At 71.3% G+C, this 16,585-nt stretch carries 12 protein-coding genes; 10 read left to right on the top strand and 2 right to left on the bottom strand.

Annotated elements, in window-relative coordinates; translation table 11 throughout:
* Positions 1-131: 131 nt before the first annotated feature.
* Entirely contained in the window at positions 132-842 is a 711-nt protein-coding gene (locus tag ABZX75_RS29780; RefSeq protein WP_355415931.1) for a ScbR family autoregulator-binding transcription factor, read from the top strand.
* Between the two features lie 209 nt (positions 843-1,051).
* On the opposite strand, the gene ABZX75_RS29775 is transcribed toward ABZX75_RS29780, so the two are convergent.
* Positions 1,052-1,504 carry a DUF5959 family protein gene (locus ABZX75_RS29775; RefSeq protein ID WP_355415929.1) on the bottom strand — a complete coding sequence of 151 codons (453 nt, stop codon included), beginning with the start codon at positions 1,502-1,504 and terminating at the stop codon, positions 1,052-1,054.
* Positions 1,505-1,776: 272 nt separating this feature from the next.
* Between ABZX75_RS29775 and ABZX75_RS29770 the strand changes: the two genes are divergently transcribed.
* Positions 1,777-2,199 carry a hypothetical protein gene (locus ABZX75_RS29770; protein WP_355415927.1) on the top strand — a complete coding sequence of 141 codons (423 nt, stop codon included), beginning with the start codon at positions 1,777-1,779 and terminating at the stop codon, positions 2,197-2,199.
* Positions 2,200-2,479: 280 nt separating this feature from the next.
* Positions 2,480-3,145: an IS5 family transposase gene (locus ABZX75_RS29765; protein WP_355415925.1), complete on the top strand. Its 666-nt coding sequence runs from the start codon at positions 2,480-2,482 to the stop codon at positions 3,143-3,145.
* 428 nt (positions 3,146-3,573) lie between these two features.
* Here the strand turns inward: ABZX75_RS29765 and ABZX75_RS29760 are convergent, their stop codons facing one another.
* Positions 3,574-3,708, bottom strand: a complete 135-nt coding sequence (locus ABZX75_RS29760) for a hypothetical protein (protein ID WP_355415923.1) — start codon at positions 3,706-3,708, stop codon at positions 3,574-3,576.
* Positions 3,709-4,062: 354 nt separating this feature from the next.
* Between ABZX75_RS29760 and ABZX75_RS29755 the strand changes: the two genes are divergently transcribed.
* The 7 genes from ABZX75_RS29755 to ABZX75_RS29725 all read left to right on the top strand — a co-directional run bounded on the left by ABZX75_RS29755 (position 4,063) and on the right by ABZX75_RS29725 (position 16,471).
* The gene (locus ABZX75_RS29755) at positions 4,063-5,031 is read left to right on the top strand and encodes a helix-turn-helix domain-containing protein (protein ID WP_355415921.1); all 969 of its coding nucleotides are present in this window, start codon (positions 4,063-4,065) and stop codon (positions 5,029-5,031) included.
* Positions 5,032-6,776: 1,745 nt separating this feature from the next.
* Positions 6,777-7,622, top strand: coding sequence for an AfsR/SARP family transcriptional regulator (locus tag ABZX75_RS29750; RefSeq protein WP_355415919.1), 846 nt, complete (start codon positions 6,777-6,779; stop codon positions 7,620-7,622).
* Between the two features lie 372 nt (positions 7,623-7,994).
* Complete coding sequence (locus tag ABZX75_RS29745; protein WP_355415917.1) at positions 7,995-8,768, top strand: ScbR family autoregulator-binding transcription factor; 774 nt, start codon at positions 7,995-7,997, stop codon at positions 8,766-8,768.
* Positions 8,769-10,474: 1,706 nt separating this feature from the next.
* Positions 10,475-11,305 (top strand): AfsR/SARP family transcriptional regulator, encoded by an 831-nt coding sequence (locus ABZX75_RS29740; RefSeq protein WP_355415915.1) that lies wholly within the window; start codon positions 10,475-10,477, stop codon positions 11,303-11,305.
* 1,313 nt (positions 11,306-12,618) lie between these two features.
* Positions 12,619-14,007, top strand: coding sequence for a helix-turn-helix transcriptional regulator (locus tag ABZX75_RS29735; RefSeq protein ID WP_355415913.1), 1,389 nt, complete (start codon positions 12,619-12,621; stop codon positions 14,005-14,007).
* 69 nt (positions 14,008-14,076) lie between these two features.
* Positions 14,077-15,045, top strand: coding sequence for an SRPBCC family protein (locus ABZX75_RS29730; protein ID WP_355415911.1), 969 nt, complete (start codon positions 14,077-14,079; stop codon positions 15,043-15,045).
* A 484-nt stretch (positions 15,046-15,529) separates the two neighbouring features.
* The gene (locus ABZX75_RS29725) at positions 15,530-16,471 is read left to right on the top strand and encodes a 4'-phosphopantetheinyl transferase superfamily protein (protein WP_355415909.1); all 942 of its coding nucleotides are present in this window, start codon (positions 15,530-15,532) and stop codon (positions 16,469-16,471) included.
* The last annotated feature ends 114 nt before the right edge of the window (positions 16,472-16,585 follow it).

The raw sequence follows: 16,585 nt of genomic DNA, 5'->3' as shown, positions 1-16,585 counted from the left end.
TGGGTGTTGGGGTGTGGTGGGGGTTGGGTTGATTAAATACGGACCTTCTGGTTGGTTTTAGGGGGTGGGTGGGTTGGGTGGGGGTTGTGGTTGGTGGGTTTCTCTTTTTTTGGGTTGGTTGTGGAGGTGTGGTGGCTCGGCAGGAGCGTGCGGTTCGTACGCGTCGCGCGATTTTGGAGGCGGCGGCGGCGGTCTTTGATGAGCGTGGTTATGACGCGGCTACGATCGCGGACATTCTTTCCCGGGCGGGTGTGACGAAGGGTGCGTTGTATTTTCATTTTTCGTCGAAGCGGGAGCTGGCTCAGGGTGTGCTTGATGAGCAGTTCGCGGAGGGTGGGGTGCCTCAGCGGGAGAGTAAGCTGCAGGAGTTGGTGGATGTGGCGATGGTGTTGGCGTATCGGATGAAGCGTGAGCCGATGCTGAGTGCGGGGGCCCGGTTGTCTTTGGGGCCGGGGATGCGTGAGGTTTTCGGTGCGGGTTCGGTGCCGGGGTGGATCGAGTTCACGCGGACGCTGTTGTGCCGGGCCAAGGAGCAGGGTGAGTTGCTGCCGCATGTGGATCCTGCTGAGACGGCCTGGGTTTTGTCCGCGTGTTGGACGGGCGCGCAGATTTATTCGCATACGTTGAGTGACCGCGAGGACATTGAGCAGCGGGTGGCGGCGGTTTATCAGCATATTTGTCCGAGTATCGCGACGCCGGCGATGCTCAACCGGCTGGATATGGCTGCGGACCGGGGGCGGCGGGTGACCGCGGAGATGGGGCTCGCGCCCGGACCCGGGCCCGGGCCGGGGCCGGGGGCGGGGGTGGGGGCGGGGCAGGAGCCCGAGACGGTGTTGTCCTGAGGGTCGGTTTCTCTGTGTGTCGGGGGGCTGCTGTTTTGGTGTGTGCTGGGGCTGCGGTGTGCGGGGTCGGGGCGGGGGTTGGTGGGGCTGGTCGGTTTCGCCTGTGGGCGGGAGCCTGACGGGGTGTTGTCCTGAAAGAGCGTTTTGTCCCGGCAGGGGTGTTTGAGAAGTAATCGATTTAGTTGATCTTTGGGGGCATGCGTACCGACTTAGCGTTTGCGGTTGGAGCTCCACTCGTAGGTCATGGGAGCCGTCTCCACGACTTCGCTGGGCCAGGTCTCTCGAAGGTGCTCAAGTCGCTGGTGGTGGTCCTGGATCCAGGTCTCCTGCGGTCCGATCCCTAGCGCGAGGCTCATGCGGTCGGGGTCCTGGACCATCAACGACAACGTGCGGTCCTCGTGCATGAAGAAGTCGAGACTCAGCCCGCGGTCGCCACCGATGGTTGCGCCTTTGCCCGGTGCGAGCTGTGTCAAGTCGTGCTGCCAGGTGTCGAGGTCCTGCTGGAACAGGTAGAGCTCAAGTCTGGCATCGACAAAGCACGCGGAGACCAGGACATCGGCTTGCAGAATGTCGTGGCCGGTCAGTACTCCGGGTTGGTAGCGGCCGGTCACGCGGACGACGCAGCGGTTGCCATCCGCGTCTCCCAGATCGATCAGGTTCACCGGGGCCGGTTCAGTCACCGTACGTCTCGCTCTCTTGAGAGGGGCTGACCTGCATCCTCTCGTGTCGCCGGGTGGGCTTGTCGGGCCGGCGAGTCTGCTTCTCGCGCTCTGACTATGAGTCCTTCCAGTTCGGAGTGGACTCTGGGGTGAGAAGTCGTTTCTCTACCGATCACGGTGGGCGTGAGTTCGAGTGTGACTGCCCGGCCGGGTGATCTTTCGGCGGTCTGGGTATCAAGCCAAGGGTGATCGGCGAGCGAGGGGGCGGACTTCGAATGGGGGCAGCGGACGAGCAGGACCTTGAGGACGGGGAAGGCTGGCTGACGAAGGCCGAAGTCCGGGAGATCTGGCCGCAGATCAGGCCGAGCAGCATCAGGGCCGTGGCGCGGGCCAACAGCGTACGTACGTCGGCTGGGCCCTCCCCGGACCTGACCCGCGAGCCGACCTACCACGCGGCCGACGTACGCCACGTGGCCGCGCGGATCGCCCGGGGTGAGGCCGATGTCGCGCCCTGGCAGCGCGCCGACTCCGACGCTGCACGCGACGACGCCACACCCGGCCCACCGGTTCGGGAGCCCGTCAGTTGGGGGCCCGAGAACGTGCCGGGGCTGATCCTGCTGGCAATCATCGTGGGGCTGATCCTCTGGGGCCTGGCCTCTCCCGACAACCACGGCACAGTAACGTACTTCGTGCGCTGAGTGCGTTAACTAGCGGTTTCTCTATCGATCTTGGTGATCGTGAGTTCGAGTCTGCCGACTCGGTCGGGCGATCTCCTGGTGGGCAGGGCATGAAAGTGGGGCCTCCCGTACAGCTCGTGGGTGTCGAATCCAGTCGAGCAGCAGGAGGCCCCTGGTGCCGCAGTTTTCCGTGTCCGTGACATTGCCGTCCAACTCCGCGTCGCTGTCGTGTGATTGCCTCGCTCACCGGTTCGGGAGCGCCGGGGACCGGCCGCACAGGCGTCCGAGGTACCCCTCGGACATGACCGGCGCGGAGTGGGCAGTCGTGCGCGACGCGATGCCCGTGCCCGCCTGGCTGGAGGGAAGGGGCGGGCAGCCGGAGAGCTACTGCCACCGGCAGCTGGTCGACGCGGTGCGCTACCTGGTTGCGGGCGGCATTGCCTGGAGAGCGGTGCCTGCGGACTTCCCCGCATGGGACCGCGTCTGCGCCTTCTTCCGGCGCTGGCGGGACAAGGGCCTGGTCGCCGAGTTCCACGACCGGCTGCGCGACCGGGTCCGCGAGGCGTCGGGCCGTGATCCGGAGCCGACCGCCGGGATCATCGACGCGCAGTCGGTGAAAGGGGCCGCGTCGGTGCCGGTTGCCAGCCGGGGGTTCGACGGCGGGAAGAAGGTGAACGGCCGCAAGAGGCACATCGTCGTGGACACCCTCGGGCTTCTGCTGGCCGTGATGGTCACCGCCGCATCCGTCACCGACCGCGAGGCCGGCCGGACGCCGCTGGAGCGGCTGCGGATGCGGCACTGGCGCATCTCGCTGGTGTGGACCGACGGCGGCTGCACCGGACGCCTGGTCGACCTCGCCCGCGATGTCCTGCGGATCGCGCTGACGGTGGTCAGACGCACCGACGACGCCACGGGCTTCGTGGTGCTGCCGAAAGGTGGCTGGTGGAACGGACGTTCGCATGGCTGATGCACTCACGCCGCCTGGTCCGCGACTGCGAGACCCGCACCGACACCTCCGAGGCGATGATCCGGTGGTCGATGAGCATCGTCATGAGCCGCCGGCTCGCCCGGCGAGCACGCTGAACATCCCCGGACGTTTCTCGGCCATCCAGCCCCGCGCGGCCAGGCGCTTCACCTTCGACCGCACTCCCTCCACCTTCGCCGCGACCACCTCCAGACCCAAGGCCGCCGCGAGCTGCCGGCAGTCCATCTCCTCCCCGCCCCGCCAGGACCTCCACGAGCCGTTGGTAGTCCGGCGCCAGTGAGTCGAGAGCGAGCCCTTCCCTTCCAGGCGGGAACCACCGAGCCGGGCACCGCCCCGGCGACCCGCGCAGGCCGTTCACCGGCCACCCCGGCCAGCGACGCCTCCTCGCCCACAGGAGGTTCTGCCAGGACTTAGGCCACCGTCTGACGGGCAACCACGAACCGCTCCCACGCGGCTTCCGCCTCCTGGAGCTCGGCCTGCAGGACCTCCACCCGCTGCCGAGCAGCACGCTCGCGCTCCTCAAGCAGCCCCATCACCGACGGCATCCGGCACCTCCACCGAAGAGACGACACCCCGCCTCTGCCACCGAGGCGCCGTCACTATGCCTGACCAGCGGAAACGCACCCGTCACTATCGGAAAGACAACGGCTTCTGAGGGCTGTTTTCTGTGTGTGGCCGGGGGTTGTCGTTTCGGTGTGCGCGGGGGCTGTGGCGTGGGGTGTGCGGGGTCGGGGCGGGGGGCTGGTGGGGTTGGGCGGGTTGGTGTGTGTGTGGGTGGGTGGGTGGGTGGTTTTCGGTTCGAGTGGGGTGCGAGTGGGGCTCTGGTGTCGGCGCGGATGGTGGCGGTGATGTGTTGGTAGCTCTTTGGTCAAACCGCGTTGGCGGTTTGTGGAGATTTCATGGTCACGCAGGAGCGTGCGGCTCGTACGCGGGAGGCTCTGGTCCGTGCTGCCGCGGAGGTGTTCGCGGGGCAGGGGTTTGCCGCGGCGTCGGTCGCGGTGATCAGCCGCCGGGCGGGTGTGAGTGCTGGTGGTCTGCATTTTCATTTCGAGAGTAAGACGGCGCTTGCGCGGGCTGTTGAGGACCGGGCTGCGCTGGCGTTGGGGCGGATCACTGTGGCCCGGCCCGGCGCGGCCGTGGCAGGTATACCGGGTGTGGCTGCTGCGGCGGGTGTGTGTGCTGGGTCTGGTGTCTGCGGTGTGGCTGGGGCGGCGGGTGGGTCTGGCACCTGTGGTGGGGCGGGTAGGGCTGGCGGGTGCGGGTGCGGGTGCGGGCAGGGTGTGGGGGTGGTGGGGGGTAATGCTCTGCAGGTGCTGGTGGATTCCACTCACGCGTTGATCGGTTTGCTCGCGGGGGACGTGGTGGTGCGGGCGGGTTTCGCTCTTTGTGCGGATGTCTCTCGCGGCAGCGGGGCTGACCTGCGCCGCCAGTGGCGTTTGTGGGTGGAGGAGGTGATACGGGCAGCGGCGTGTGAGGGGGTCCTGGCCGAGGGCGTGTGCCCGCAGGACGCGGCGAGGGCGGTGGTGGCCTGGACGGTGGGGCTGGAAGTCCTGGGTGCCCGTGAACGGGACTGGACCACCCCGCATACCCTGACCCGGCTGTGGACCCTGATGCTGCCGCTGCTCGCAGCGGGCGGGACTCTGGGCGCTGTGATGCCGCAGGGGACCGGGGGAGGGCCGTCCCGTCTGCGGCCTGGCGGCCCGTCAGATTCCGGTGCAGAGCGCTCTGCTGGTGCCGCCAGTCCCGCCGGTATGTGTTCCGCCGGTCCTGCCGGTCCCTCCGGTTGCGTTGGTCCTGCCGGTCCCGTTGGCCCGGGTGGTCCTGCCGGTTCTGGTGTCGGGCCGCCTTGCCGGGACGGATCGGGCTGAGGCGCCTGTAGCGTCCCGGTGTGCTGCTGTACCCAGTTCTGTTGCTCTGTCAGGTGCCGCTGCTCCTGTCGGTTTGGTCGCTGCTGGTCCCATTGGTCGGTCCCGCTGCCCCCGCCCGACCGGTCCTCCTGTGGACCCTGATGCTGCCGCTGCTCGCAGCGGGCGGGACCGTGGAGCGCTGTGATGCCGCAGGGGTTCGGGGGAGGGTTGTGCCGCCTACGGTCTGGTGGCCGTCAGGCTCCGGTGCGGAGCGCTCGGCTGGTGCCGGTGGTCTCGCTGGAATGTGTTCCGCCGGTCCTGCCGGTCCCGTTGGCCCGGGTGGTCCTGCCGGTTCTGGTGTGGGGCTGCCTTGCCGGGGCGGATCCGGCTGAGGCGTCTGTAGCGTCCCGGTGTGCTGCTGTACCCAGTTCTGTTGCCCTGCCAGGTGCTGCTCCTGTCGGTTTGGTTGCTGCTGGTCGCGTTGGCCGGTCCCGCTGCCCCCGCCCGGCCGGTCCTCCTGTGGACCCTGATGCTGCCGCTGCTTGCAGCGGGCGGGACCGTGGAGCGCTGTGATGCCGCAGGGGTTCGGGGGAGGGTCGTCCCGCCTGCCGTCTGGCGGGCCCGTCAGACTCCGGCGCTGAGTGCTCGGCTGGTGCCGGTGGTCCCGCTGGAATGTGTTCCGGTGGTCCCCCCGGTTCTCGTTGGTGCGGGTTCGGGTGGTTCTGCCGGTTCTGGTGTGGGGCTGCCCTGCTGGGGCGGATCCGGCTGAGGCGTTTGCAGCGTCCCGGCGTGCTGCTGGGCCTGGGGTCTGTTGTTCTGTCTGGTGCCGGTCCTGTCGGTTTGGTTGCTGCTGGTCCCGTTGGCCGGTCCCGCTGACCCGCCCGGCCGGTTCCTCGCGGGCGTGGGGTCTGCTGCTCTGCGGTGCCGGTCCTGCCGGTCGCGCCAGTTCCGCTGGTATGTGTTCCGGTGGTCCTGGCGCTGCCCGTCCTGGTGGTTCTGGTGTCGGGGCTGCCTTGTGGGGGCGGATCCGGCTGTCGCGTCTGCAGCGTCCCGGCGTGTTGCTGGGCGCGGTTCTGTTGCGCTGTCGGGTGCCAGTCCCCCAGCCCTGCCTCTTGCTGGTCCCGCTGACCCGGCTGGCGGGTCCTTGCCGGCCTGGGGTGTGTCTGCCCTGTCTGGTGCCGGTCCCGCTGGTCGGGTGGGTTGTGGGCTGCCTCGCCGGGTTGGATCGGGTGGGCAGGTGGCGGGTCTCTCGGTGGCCTGTTGGTTCTGTGGGTGTGCTGGTCTGGCGGGTGCTTTCTGCTGGTCTCGCCGGCCGGGCGGGTTGTGCTGGTTGTGAGGCTGTTGTTCCGTCAGGTGACCGTCCGCCCGTCCGCCCGTCCTGCCGGTGCCGGTCCCGCCGGTCGCGCGGTTCTGCCGGTTCTGTTGGTTCTGCCGGTTCTGTTGGTTCTGTTGGTTCGGCGGGGTGGCGGTGGGTTTTGGGGGTTCTGGTTTGGGTGGGTCTGGGTTGCGGCGGCGGATCAGACTGGATGGTCTGTTTGTGGGGGGTGCGGGGGTGTGTCTGTGGTGGGGTTGAGGGTGGCCGGGGCCTGCTGGGTTCCTTTGGGGGTTCGGGGTTTGGGTCTGAAGTGGCATGTGAGGGTGGTTAGTTGAGGGGGGTTGGGGTTCCGTTGGGCACCAAAACAGCACGACCGGTTTCATATTGACAAACCGTCGGTCCTGTTTTCTACTGGCGGTGCGACTCATCCAAGGGCAAAGGGGAGTACGGCGTGGACATCGATGTACTGGGTGCGTTGGCTGTGCGGGAGAACGGAGTTTCCGTCGCGCCGACTGCCCCCAAGCCCCGGCAGGTCCTGGCGCTTTTGGCGTTTCATGCCGATCGGGTGGTGCCTGTGTCGGCGTTGATAGAGGAGCTGTGGGCGGGTGAGCCGCCGCGCAGTGCGCGCACGACGCTGCAGACGTACGTGCTGCAGTTGAGGGCGTTGATCGCGGCCGCTTTGGAGCGGGGCGCGGAGGGTGGGGGGCAGCGGGGGGGGGGGGCGCGGACGGCCAAGGACGTACTGCTGACCCTGCCGGGTGGTTATCTGCTGAGCAGTGGTGGGGGGAGGCTGGATGTGCGGGAGTTCGACCGGCTCGCGGGGAGCGGTTACCGGGCGATGGACGCGGGGGACTTCTCCGGTGCGGCGCGGCTGCTGCGTGAGGCGCTGGCTTTGTGGTCGGGGCCGGCGTTCGCCGATGTGCAGAGCGGGGTCCAGCTGGATATGGAGATCCGGCGGCTGGAGGAGACGCGGCTGTGCGCGCTGGACCAGCGGATCGAGGCCGATCTGCGGCTGGGCCGGCACCGGGAGCTGCTGGCCGAGCTGACGGTGCTGGTGACCCGTTACCGCACGCACGAGAATCTGCACGGGCAGTTCATGCTGGCCCTGCACCGCTCGGGCCGGCGCGGGGAGGCGCTGGATGTGTACCAGCGGCTGCGCGGGACGCTGGTGCGCGAGCTGGGGCTGGAGCCGTCCGTGGCGCTGCGGCGTCTGCAGCGCTCGATCCTGATGGCGGGTCCGGAGAACCTGGCGGAGAGCGCCGCGCAGGCCGGCGGCGAGCGCCTCGTACGGGTCTGAACTCCCCGACACCCCCCCGGGCGGCCTGCGCCCCCCGGCGGACGGGCTGGGGACAAGGCTCCGGGCTCGGGGCTCCGGGCTCGGGGCTCCGGGGTGGGCTCGGGGCGTTGGGCTTCGGGGCTTCGGGGCTTCGGGGCTTCGGGGCTCGGGCTTGGGGCTTCGGGGCTCGGGGCGTTGGGCTTGGTGCTTGGGCGTTGGGCTTGGGGGCTTGCGGGTGGGCTTGGGACTTGGGCGCTTGGGCTCGGGTTTGGGGCGTTGCGCTTGGGGGCTGGGGGGCTCGGGGCGTGGGCGTGGGCTTGGGGGTTTGGGGCGTTGCGCTTGGGGGCTTGGGGGTTCGGGGTTTGGTCGGGGGTGGTGAGAGGAGACGGCTCGGTGCAGGAGAGGTCGGAGCGGACCCGTCGGCGGCTGGTGTATGCCGGGGCTCAGATGTTCCATCGCAACGGTTACGCCAACGCGACGCTGGGTGAGATCGCGGGCGCGGCGGGGGTGACGAAGGGGGCGCTGTATTTTCACTTCGCGTCCAAGGACGAGCTTGCGCTGGCGGTGCAGGAGCGGGGATGTGCGCTGCTGCACGAGTCGGTACGGGAACTGCGTGAGGCCGGTATCTCTCCGTTGCAGGCGCTGATCGACACCACGTACTGGCTGGCGCGGACGCTGCACGAGGACCCGGTGGTTCCGGCGAGTTTCCGGATCACCAGGGAGTATGGGACCCGGGTGTGGGGGCCGGTGGGGGCGCGGCCGGCGGTGGTGGACTTCCACGGGGCGTGGATCTCACAGGTCTGTACGCTGCTGCGGCTGGCGCGGGACGCGGGGGAACTGCCGGCGGCGGGCCGGGGGTGGCAGAGCGCGCAGGCGCTGGTGGCGGCCGCCTCGTGCGGGATCGAGGTCATGTCCGGGACGGGCATGTCATACGGGCAGTTGCAGCGCGAGGTGGCGGCGCTGTGGGCGCTGCTGCTGCCGAGCCTGGTGGCCGAGGGCAGGGCGCGCGAGTACCGCACGGAGCCGGAGACCCGTACCGGGGCCCGTACCGGCGCCGGTGCGGGCGCGGGTGTGGGTGCGGGCGGTGGGCTGTGGTGCCAGGAGGCTGCCGGGTTGGGTGTGAGCGGGCCGCCGGCGGCGCAGGTGGTAGGCGGCGCTGCGCTGTGAGGAGCGCCCAGGCCGTGGCCCGTTGCGGGCCGCCCTCCGCTGGCGGTGGCGGTGGTGTGTGGCTTTGTTCTGACGTGCGGGTTCTGGCTCACTTTCTGTGGGTCACCATGCTGAGTGGCGTTCGTCGGGCGGGCTCGCCTTCGGGTAGACGCCTGGAAAAGATGGCCTGTCCCCAGCGGGGTGTGGGTGAGGGTTCGGTCCGTGGGAGAAGTGGTGGGCGGGCTGGAGGAGTTACTGTTCCCGTCGTTCTCGGACGTGGCGGTGGTGTCGGCCGGCTGAACGATGAGGTGGTACGCATCGAGGCCCGCAACACGGTGGCCGGCTCCGTCTGCCTTGGCTGCGGGGGCTGGTCGCGGCGGATTCACAGCTCCTGCCGGTGGTTTCCGGGCTGATGTGACCAGTGGGGGCAGAGAGGCCGTCGTCTGTTGACGTGTCGGCCGGTTCCTCTGCCCGGTCGTCTCGTGCGGGCACCGGACCTTGGGCTTGGGCGCCGCGGGCCCCGGGGCACACGAACGCCAGCCTCTTCCTCCGCATCATCGAGATGGGCTGCACCGACGTATGTGTCCTCGCGGTGACCGGTCCCCTCACCGGCCGCGTCCTCAGGGGTAACAGCGACGGGTATGGGGGCCCCAACGTCTCCTCCGCCACCGACTTCCTCCACGGGTACGAACGCTGGCTCAACCCCATGAGCGCCGGACGCGACAACCGGGCCCTGGAACTCACCTCACCTCGGCTTCGGACCCGTCCGAACCGCCACCGCATGGCCCGAAGATCCAGCTCTCCGTAACGACTCCACGGAAGGTGAGCCAGAACCCGGACTCGCAAGCATGTCGAAAGGCCCAACGCGTGTTCTCTGCTGCTCATCCCGAGGTACGAGTGCTGCTCGCTGTCGCGGACAAAGCCAGCGTGTGGGAGCGCGGAGCCGGGGCGGCGTCCTGACTCGGCGGGGAGGGGATGGAGGGGATGCCGGTCAGGACGCCAGGGCGAGTGGAATGGGCCCGGGCGGCAGCGGGAGGGAAGGGGCGCCGCGCGCCAGGGAGCAGCCGCTTGCGGTGAGGTCGGTGCCGGGCCGAAGAAGGGCCCTGCTGTCGGGGCGAGCGGGGTGGGCGGGCTGTGCCAGGGGTGGTTTCGTGCCCGGTCCGCGCTGCGCGGGCGTGGCGGCGGGCGTGGTCCGTTGTGTTCTCTGGGTGTTTGTGGGGCTGTTCGCCGCGGGAGGGGGCTGTCGGGGGTGCGCCGGGCGCGGCCCGTTGTGAGAGCCGGGAGGATCACTACCGGCCCGCGGGCGCCGCTGGCGCCGGTCCGTGGGCTGTTTTCTTGACCGCCGGGCCGGTTGCCGTGCAGCGCCCGCCGTGCCCGTTGGGGGCGGGCGCCGGGCTGCGGGGGGGCGTGGCACCTGCGCCCGTTGGGGAGGGGGTAACCCGGGCCCGGCCGGGCCGGGGGCGGGAGGGTGGCAGGTCCCTGACGGCCCCGCACCCCCCTTCTCCTTTTTCTTTCTCTTTTTCTGTGTCTTTCTGGCTTTTTGTGTCGCCCTTGCGTGTGTCCGTACCGGGGGTGGCGGGCGGCCGGTTCAGGGGGTGGGTGTCCGGCGGCCTTGGAGGCGGGCTCGAAGGCAGCTCGAGAATCCGGTGACACGCTCAAGGGCCCGCTACGGTGCCCCCAGTCAAGGCCGGACAGCGAAGGGGACTGGACGAGTTGCGGAGGAGACCGTGAAGATTCAGGTGCTGGGTCCGTTGAGTGCCGAGGTCAACGGGGGTTCGATCGTTCCGACCGCGCGCAAGCCGCGCCAGCTCCTGACGCTCCTGGCGCTGCATCCGGGGCGGGTGATGCCGGTGTCGACGCTCATGGAGGAGATCTGGGGCACGGACCTGCCGCAGAGCGCGGTCACGACCCTGCAGACGTACATCCTCCAGCTGCGCCGCCGGCTCGGTACCGCCATGGGGCCCGGCGGCCCGGGCGGACCCGGTGGCGCGAAAGACGTCCTTGCCACGCGGCACGGCGGGTACCTGCTGCAGATACCGCCGCAGTCGGTGGATGTGCACGAGTACGAGAGCCTGGTCGCTTCGGGCCACAGCATCTGCGAGCGCGGCGACGACCAGGGCGCGGCGGCCACGCTGCGGGCGGCGCTCGCCCTGTGGCAGGGGCCCGCGCTGGTCGACGTACGGGTCGGCCCGGTCCTGGAGATCGAGGTGATGCGGCTGGAGGAGAGCCGGCTGGTCACCGTGGAGCGGCGGATCGACATCGACCTGAGGCTGGGCCGGCACAGCGAACTCCTGGCCGAGCTGACCGAACTGATCGCCCGGCATCCGCAGCACGAGGGACTGCACTCGCAGGCGATGGTGGCGCTGTACCGCTCGGGGCGCCAGGCCACGGCCCTGGACGTGTACCGCAGGCTGCGGGCCCGGCTGATCGAGGACCTGGGCGTGGAGCCCTCCCCGCAGCTGCAGCGCCTGCACCAGGCGATGCTGACGGTGGATCCGGCACTGGACGTGCAGGCGGGACCCAAACGCGGGTCGACCTTCGACCTGTACGCCGTCTGAGCCCCGCCGCACGCCGTGTGAGCCGCAGTTCTCCACCTCCCGGCGCTGATCCGTGGGCTGCAGAGCCCGCGCGGAGCGAGCCCGGGCCTGCGTGATGACCCGACGCCGCGTTCCTCCGCCACCCGGGGGGCTTGCGAAGAACGTGCCACGGCGTCCCTGCGCACTGCTGCCCCCGCAGGACGACGACCGGACGACCGGAAGAATTCTGGCCACCCCAGGGGACGCGTGGGGCGGCCGCCGCGGTTGATCTGCCCCGATGCCGTTTCCCGTCGGACCCGGACGGGAGGACCGCCCGGCCTGGGCCCCTGCGTCACCTCTGCCCTTCGAGTGAACGCCCCTGACGCAGTGACGCATTGACGCAGTGGCGCAGTGGCGCAGGAATGCGGGGATGCCGCGTGTCCGTTTGCCCGTGGCGCAAGGCGGCGGGCAGCCGCAGCATCCTCCCCAGCCCCGGGGGGCGGGCCACACGCTCTGCCCCGGCGGGCGGGCCCGCCGGCGGATGCCCGGGCAGAAGGTACGGGACCTTGCCGGGCCGGTGTGCTGCCGGTACGGGCAGCCGGCCCGCGTACGGGTACGGGTGCGGCGTGGCTGTACTTCCTGCCGCGGTCCGCCACGGCCAGTGGCCGGGCGCGGGTGCACAGGGCCACCCGCGCCCTCGCCGGGCCCCGGGCCGCTGCTGCCGGCTCAGGGCCGTCCGGCCGCGGCCGCGGCGGCTCTGCCTGCGGCTGTGCGTGCGGTACGGGACCTTGCCCGGGCCGGTGTGCTGCCGGTACGGGGCGGCCGGCCGGCGTACGGGTACGGGGTGCGGCGTGGCTGTACTCCCTGCCGCGGGTGCACAGGGCCACCCGCGCGCTCGCCGGGCCCCGGGCCGTTGCTGCCGGCTCAGGGCCGTCCGGCCGCGGCGGCTGTGCGTGCGGTACGGGGGTGGAGCGGGCGTCTGTCCGCTCGTCTCTTCGGCCAGCCGATGTCGTCGTCCGGCTGCGTGTCCTGGGCCGGGCCGGTGGTGGTGGCCGGCGCGGTGTGGGCTGCGGGCGTGCGGGAGCCGCGGGATGTGCGCACCGGTGGCCTCATCGTCGACTCCAAGGCGCTCACGTACGAGAAGAGCAGGGCGGGCGCCGGCCGGTATGAAGGCCGGGTTCTGGAGAGTCTGCCTCGACGGGGTCGAGGAACGCTCGACGAGCGCATGAGGTGCGCATGAGGCGGGCCGGAGACCGGTGGCGAAGACGTGGCAAAGGTTTGCCCGCGTGTTGCCGGGCCCCTACGCTCGGTGGCGGTTCCCGACAGATTTCTTGCCCGCGACCTCAGGGATGCTCATGCTGCGACAGCCCGCGTTCGGACACCGCCTGAGAAAGCTGCGGATGGCGCGCGGCCTGTCGCAGACGGCGCTGGCCGGCGAGGGCATGTCCACCGGCTACCTCTCCCGCCTGGAGTCCGGGGCACGTCAGCCCACCGACCGGGCCGTGGCGTACCTGGCCGGCCGGCTGGGCCTGGAGAGGGCCGACTTCCAGGAGCCGGCCACCGGTTCCCTGGCCCACGCGCTGACCCTCGCGGCGTCCACCGGTTCCCCCGACGCCATCGAAGCGCTCCGCCAGGCCCTGGCCGCCGAGGGCCACGAGAGCCCGGTACTGCGCTGGCAGGCGCTGTGGCTGCTGGCGCGGGCCGCCCGCGTCCAGGGCGACCACGCGGTGGAACACAGCCGGCTGTGCGAACTGGTCGAGCTCGGCGAGGACGTGGGCGTCAGCGAGCTGCGGGTGCGCGGTCTGACCCGGCTCGCCCGCTGCCTGCGCTCCATCGGTGAGATCCCCCCGGCCCTGGACGCGGCCGTCGAGGCCCACCGGATCGCGCTGGAGGAGAAGCTGGGCGTGGAGGACCGGGCCGCCGCCCTGCTGGCGCTGATCTCCGTACAGGCCGAGGCCGGCCGCGTCGGCGACGCCCGCGTGCACGCCGAGGAGTTGACCGCCCTGGTCGAGGGCCGCTGTGACGCGCTGTGGGCCGAGGCCATGTGGACGGCTGCCGCCGTCCACATGCGCCAGGGCGACTACCTCCGCGCCCAGGCCTGCCTGGACGAGGCACTCGACCGCTTCGGCAGCCAGGACGATCTGGTCCTGTGGATCCGGCTGCGTCTGGCCACCGCCCGGCTGCACCTGCAGAAACTTCCCGCCGACCCCGAACAGGCACAGCGCCGCGCCGAGGAGGCCGAGGCCGCCCTCGCCTTCGTGGGCACACCCGCCCTGCGGCAGGACCTGACCGCCCTCCAGGCCGATCTCGCCTTCGCCACCGGCCGCTACGGCGATGCGCGCGCCCTGCTCGGCGCGCTGGCCGGCGACCAGCCGAGGATGACCTACCGCGGCCAGGTACGGCTGGAGACCCTGCGCCACCAGCTGCGGATCCTGGACGGCGACCCCTCGGGAATCCAGGGCCTGCGCGCTCTGGCCCAGCAGGCCCAGCAGGACGCCAACATCGACCTGGCCGCCGAGATATGGCGGGTACTGGCCGATGCGCTCACCCGGCCCGACCCCTCCAACCCCCCCGTCCCCGGCCCCTCCAGCCCGTCCGTCCCCGACCCCTCCAACCCCCCCGTCCCCGGCCTCTCCGGCCCGTCCGTCCCCGGCCCCTCCAGCCCGTCAGGCCCCGGCCCCTCCGGCGCCGGCCCGTCCGGCCCCTCCGGTCTGTCCGGGCGGGCTTCGGCCGTCGGGGGTTGAGGAAGGCTCAAGTCCCCTGGTGCAGCCTTGAGGGTGTCGCGCACCAACGATGCAGGGGAGGCGGGTCTCATGTCGTCGCAGCGCGTGCACGCGAGCGAGCAGACGGCGTGGGTGGCCGCCCCGGCCGGTGTGGTCTACGGACTGCTGGCCGACGCCGTGCGCTGGCCCCTCCTGCTGCCCTCGCCCGTCCACGTCGAGCGCATCGACTTCGACGGGGTGCGGGAACGGCTGCGGCTGTGGCTGTGGGACGTGGCGCAGGAGCGGGTGCGTTCCTTCCACCTGCGCCGGGTGCTGCACCCGCAGTCCAGGACGGTGGAGTTCGAGCAGGAGGACACCGCCCGCCCGGGCGCGCCCACGACCGGCACCTGGACGGTCCGGGCGCGGGGCGAGAACACGTCCCTGCTGACACTGCGCCAGGAGCACACCCTTGAGGGCCTGCCCGGCGCCCAGAGCGCGCGCAGCCGCCAGGAATGGCAGGCGCAGGCGGCCGCGCAGCTCGCCGGCGTCAAAGAGATCGCCGAGCGCTGGGACCGCCTGGACGAACTGCTGCTGTCCTTCGAGGACAGCGTGCACGTCCAGGGCCCCGCCGAGCTGGTCTACGACTTCCTCTACCGCATCGAGGACTGGCCGCAGCGCGTCCCGCACGTGGAGGCGGCCAGCGTGAGCGAGGACCTGCCCGGCGTCCAGGTCGCCGCCGTGGACACCTGCGCCGCACCCGGCGGCCGGACGCTCACCACACGGGCGGTGCGGCTGTGTTTTCCCTCGGCCGTGCGGATCGTCTACAAGGAGCTGATCACACCCGAGCTGATCGCCGCACACAGCGGCGAATGGTCCCTGGTCCCCGAACGGGACGGCGTCAGGGTCCTGTGCAGCCGGCAGGTGATGCTGCGCGACGAAGCCGTCGAAGAAGTCCTGGGCAGCGGAACCGGACTCGTCGAGGCCCGCCGGCACGTGCGTACGTGGCTGGGGCGGGCCAGTACCGAGACGCTGCGCCTGGCCCAATGGCACGCACAGAGCACCGTGCGACGCCTGCGATGAGCCCCGCGACGAGCCCCGCGACGAGCCCCGTACTCAGCCCGGTGATGAGCCCGGGCCCGGCAAGGAGTCCCGTACTCAGCCCGGCGATGAGCCCGGGCCCGGCGAGGAGTCCCGTACTCGGCCCGGCGGTTGAGCCTGCGAGGAGTCCCGTACTCGCCCCGGCGGTTGAGCCTGCGAGGAGTCCCGTACTCGGCCCGGTGGCCAGTCCGGTGATGGGGTCCGTGTGGGGTGGGGCGGTTGAGTCTGCGATGTGGGGGAGAAGGTGGCTGTGGATGGCCCTGACCCGGCCCGGTCCGTGTTCAGAGGGTGAGGAGCGCACCGTACCGCCCGTGCCGTGGCCGTTCACCGCGCCGGAGCCGGGGACAGCGGCCGGGGCGGGGGCCGGCCCGCCGGGCCGGGCCCGGCGGCGGGGGAGCGGGGCCGGGCCGGCCCGGTGCGGTCCCCGGGGCGCCGGTCGCGGCGGGTATGTCACCGGGACACCGCGGTGAGCGGGCAGGCGCCGGCCCAGGGCCTCGGCGCGCCTCTGCACGTCCCGGGCCCGGAGGGTCCCTGGGAGGAGGTGAGCGACCGGCTGGAGGAGGCGGGCCGGGCGGTCATCTGCACGACGTGGGGCCAGTGGCTGACCGCCGTGCTGCTCGACCCGGCGCTGCGCCCGGTGCTGGGGGAGGACTGGGCGCGCTACCGGCAGGAGCCGGCCGCGGCCGGGCGGATGCGGTTCGCCGTCTCCCGCTTCGTGGTGAAGTACACCGCCGCGACCGCTCTGGAGGTGCCCGCGCACACCCTGGAGCTGGGCCGGCTCCCGGGCGGGCGGCCCGTACTGCGGGGGCCGGGCGTTGAGGTGGAGGTGAGCGTGGCGCACACCGGCGAGCTGATCGTGGTCGGTGTCAGCCGTACCGGGCCGATCGGCGTGGACGTGCAGAGCGCCGGGCGTGATCTCTCCTTCGAGCTGCTGCGCGAGCAGGTGTGCACCGCGCGGGAAGGCGCGGTGCTGGCCGCGCTGCCCGAGGGTGAACGCCGGGCCCGGCTGCTGGCGTTGTGGACCGTGAAGGAGGCCTACGCCAAGGCGCTCGGGCCGGGGCTGCGAGGCCCCTTGTCCGCTTTCGGGCTGGGCCGCGACCGTCAGGGCCGCCTCGTTCTGGACGAGGCACCGCACGCAGGGGCTGCGGGCGGGGCTGCGGGCGGGGTCGCGGGCGGGGCCGGGGGCGGTGAGTGGAGTTTCGCCACCCATCTCGTCCAGGACCGTTACCTGGTCGGTGAGGCGCACCAGCGGCGCCCCGCGGGCACGTCCGTCCGGGAGGCGGGGGCGGACACCGGTTCGCGAAGTGCTGCAGGCCCGCTTGAGGAAAGGGGGCCGGGCCCGGAGGGCGAACTACGCTTTCTGCGGCCGGTGACCTCCGGCCGTGACCAGGGAAGGCGGACGCGGTGAACGCAAGGGAAGGCGCCGTGGTGCCGTTCGTGCCGTGCCCGCTGTGTCGTGTCCGTGCTGAGGGCTGAGGCGGCGCGCCGCGCTCGCCCGCCCGCCGGCGGCGCCCAGGGCAGC

This window comes from Streptomyces sp. NPDC003038, assembly GCF_040611115.1.
GTDB lineage: Bacteria > Actinomycetota > Actinomycetes > Streptomycetales > Streptomycetaceae > Streptomyces.
Note: the sequence above shows the minus strand (reverse complement) of the source record. Positions and strands in the feature narration are given on the sequence as shown.

Coding starts and splice junctions, on each gene's coding strand:
- ABZX75_RS29735 (WP_355415913.1), top strand. CDS start 12,619: ATGCTGCGACAGCCCGCGTTCGGACACCGCCTGAGAAAGCTGCGGATG.
- ABZX75_RS29770 (WP_355415927.1), top strand. CDS start 1,777: ATGGGGGCAGCGGACGAGCAGGACCTTGAGGACGGGGAAGGCTGGCTG.
- ABZX75_RS29755 (WP_355415921.1), top strand. CDS start 4,063: ATGGTCACGCAGGAGCGTGCGGCTCGTACGCGGGAGGCTCTGGTCCGT.
- ABZX75_RS29765 (WP_355415925.1), top strand. CDS start 2,480: ATGACCGGCGCGGAGTGGGCAGTCGTGCGCGACGCGATGCCCGTGCCC.
- ABZX75_RS29730 (WP_355415911.1), top strand. CDS start 14,077: ATGTCGTCGCAGCGCGTGCACGCGAGCGAGCAGACGGCGTGGGTGGCC.
- ABZX75_RS29760 (WP_355415923.1), bottom strand. CDS start 3,708: ATGCCGTCGGTGATGGGGCTGCTTGAGGAGCGCGAGCGTGCTGCTCGG.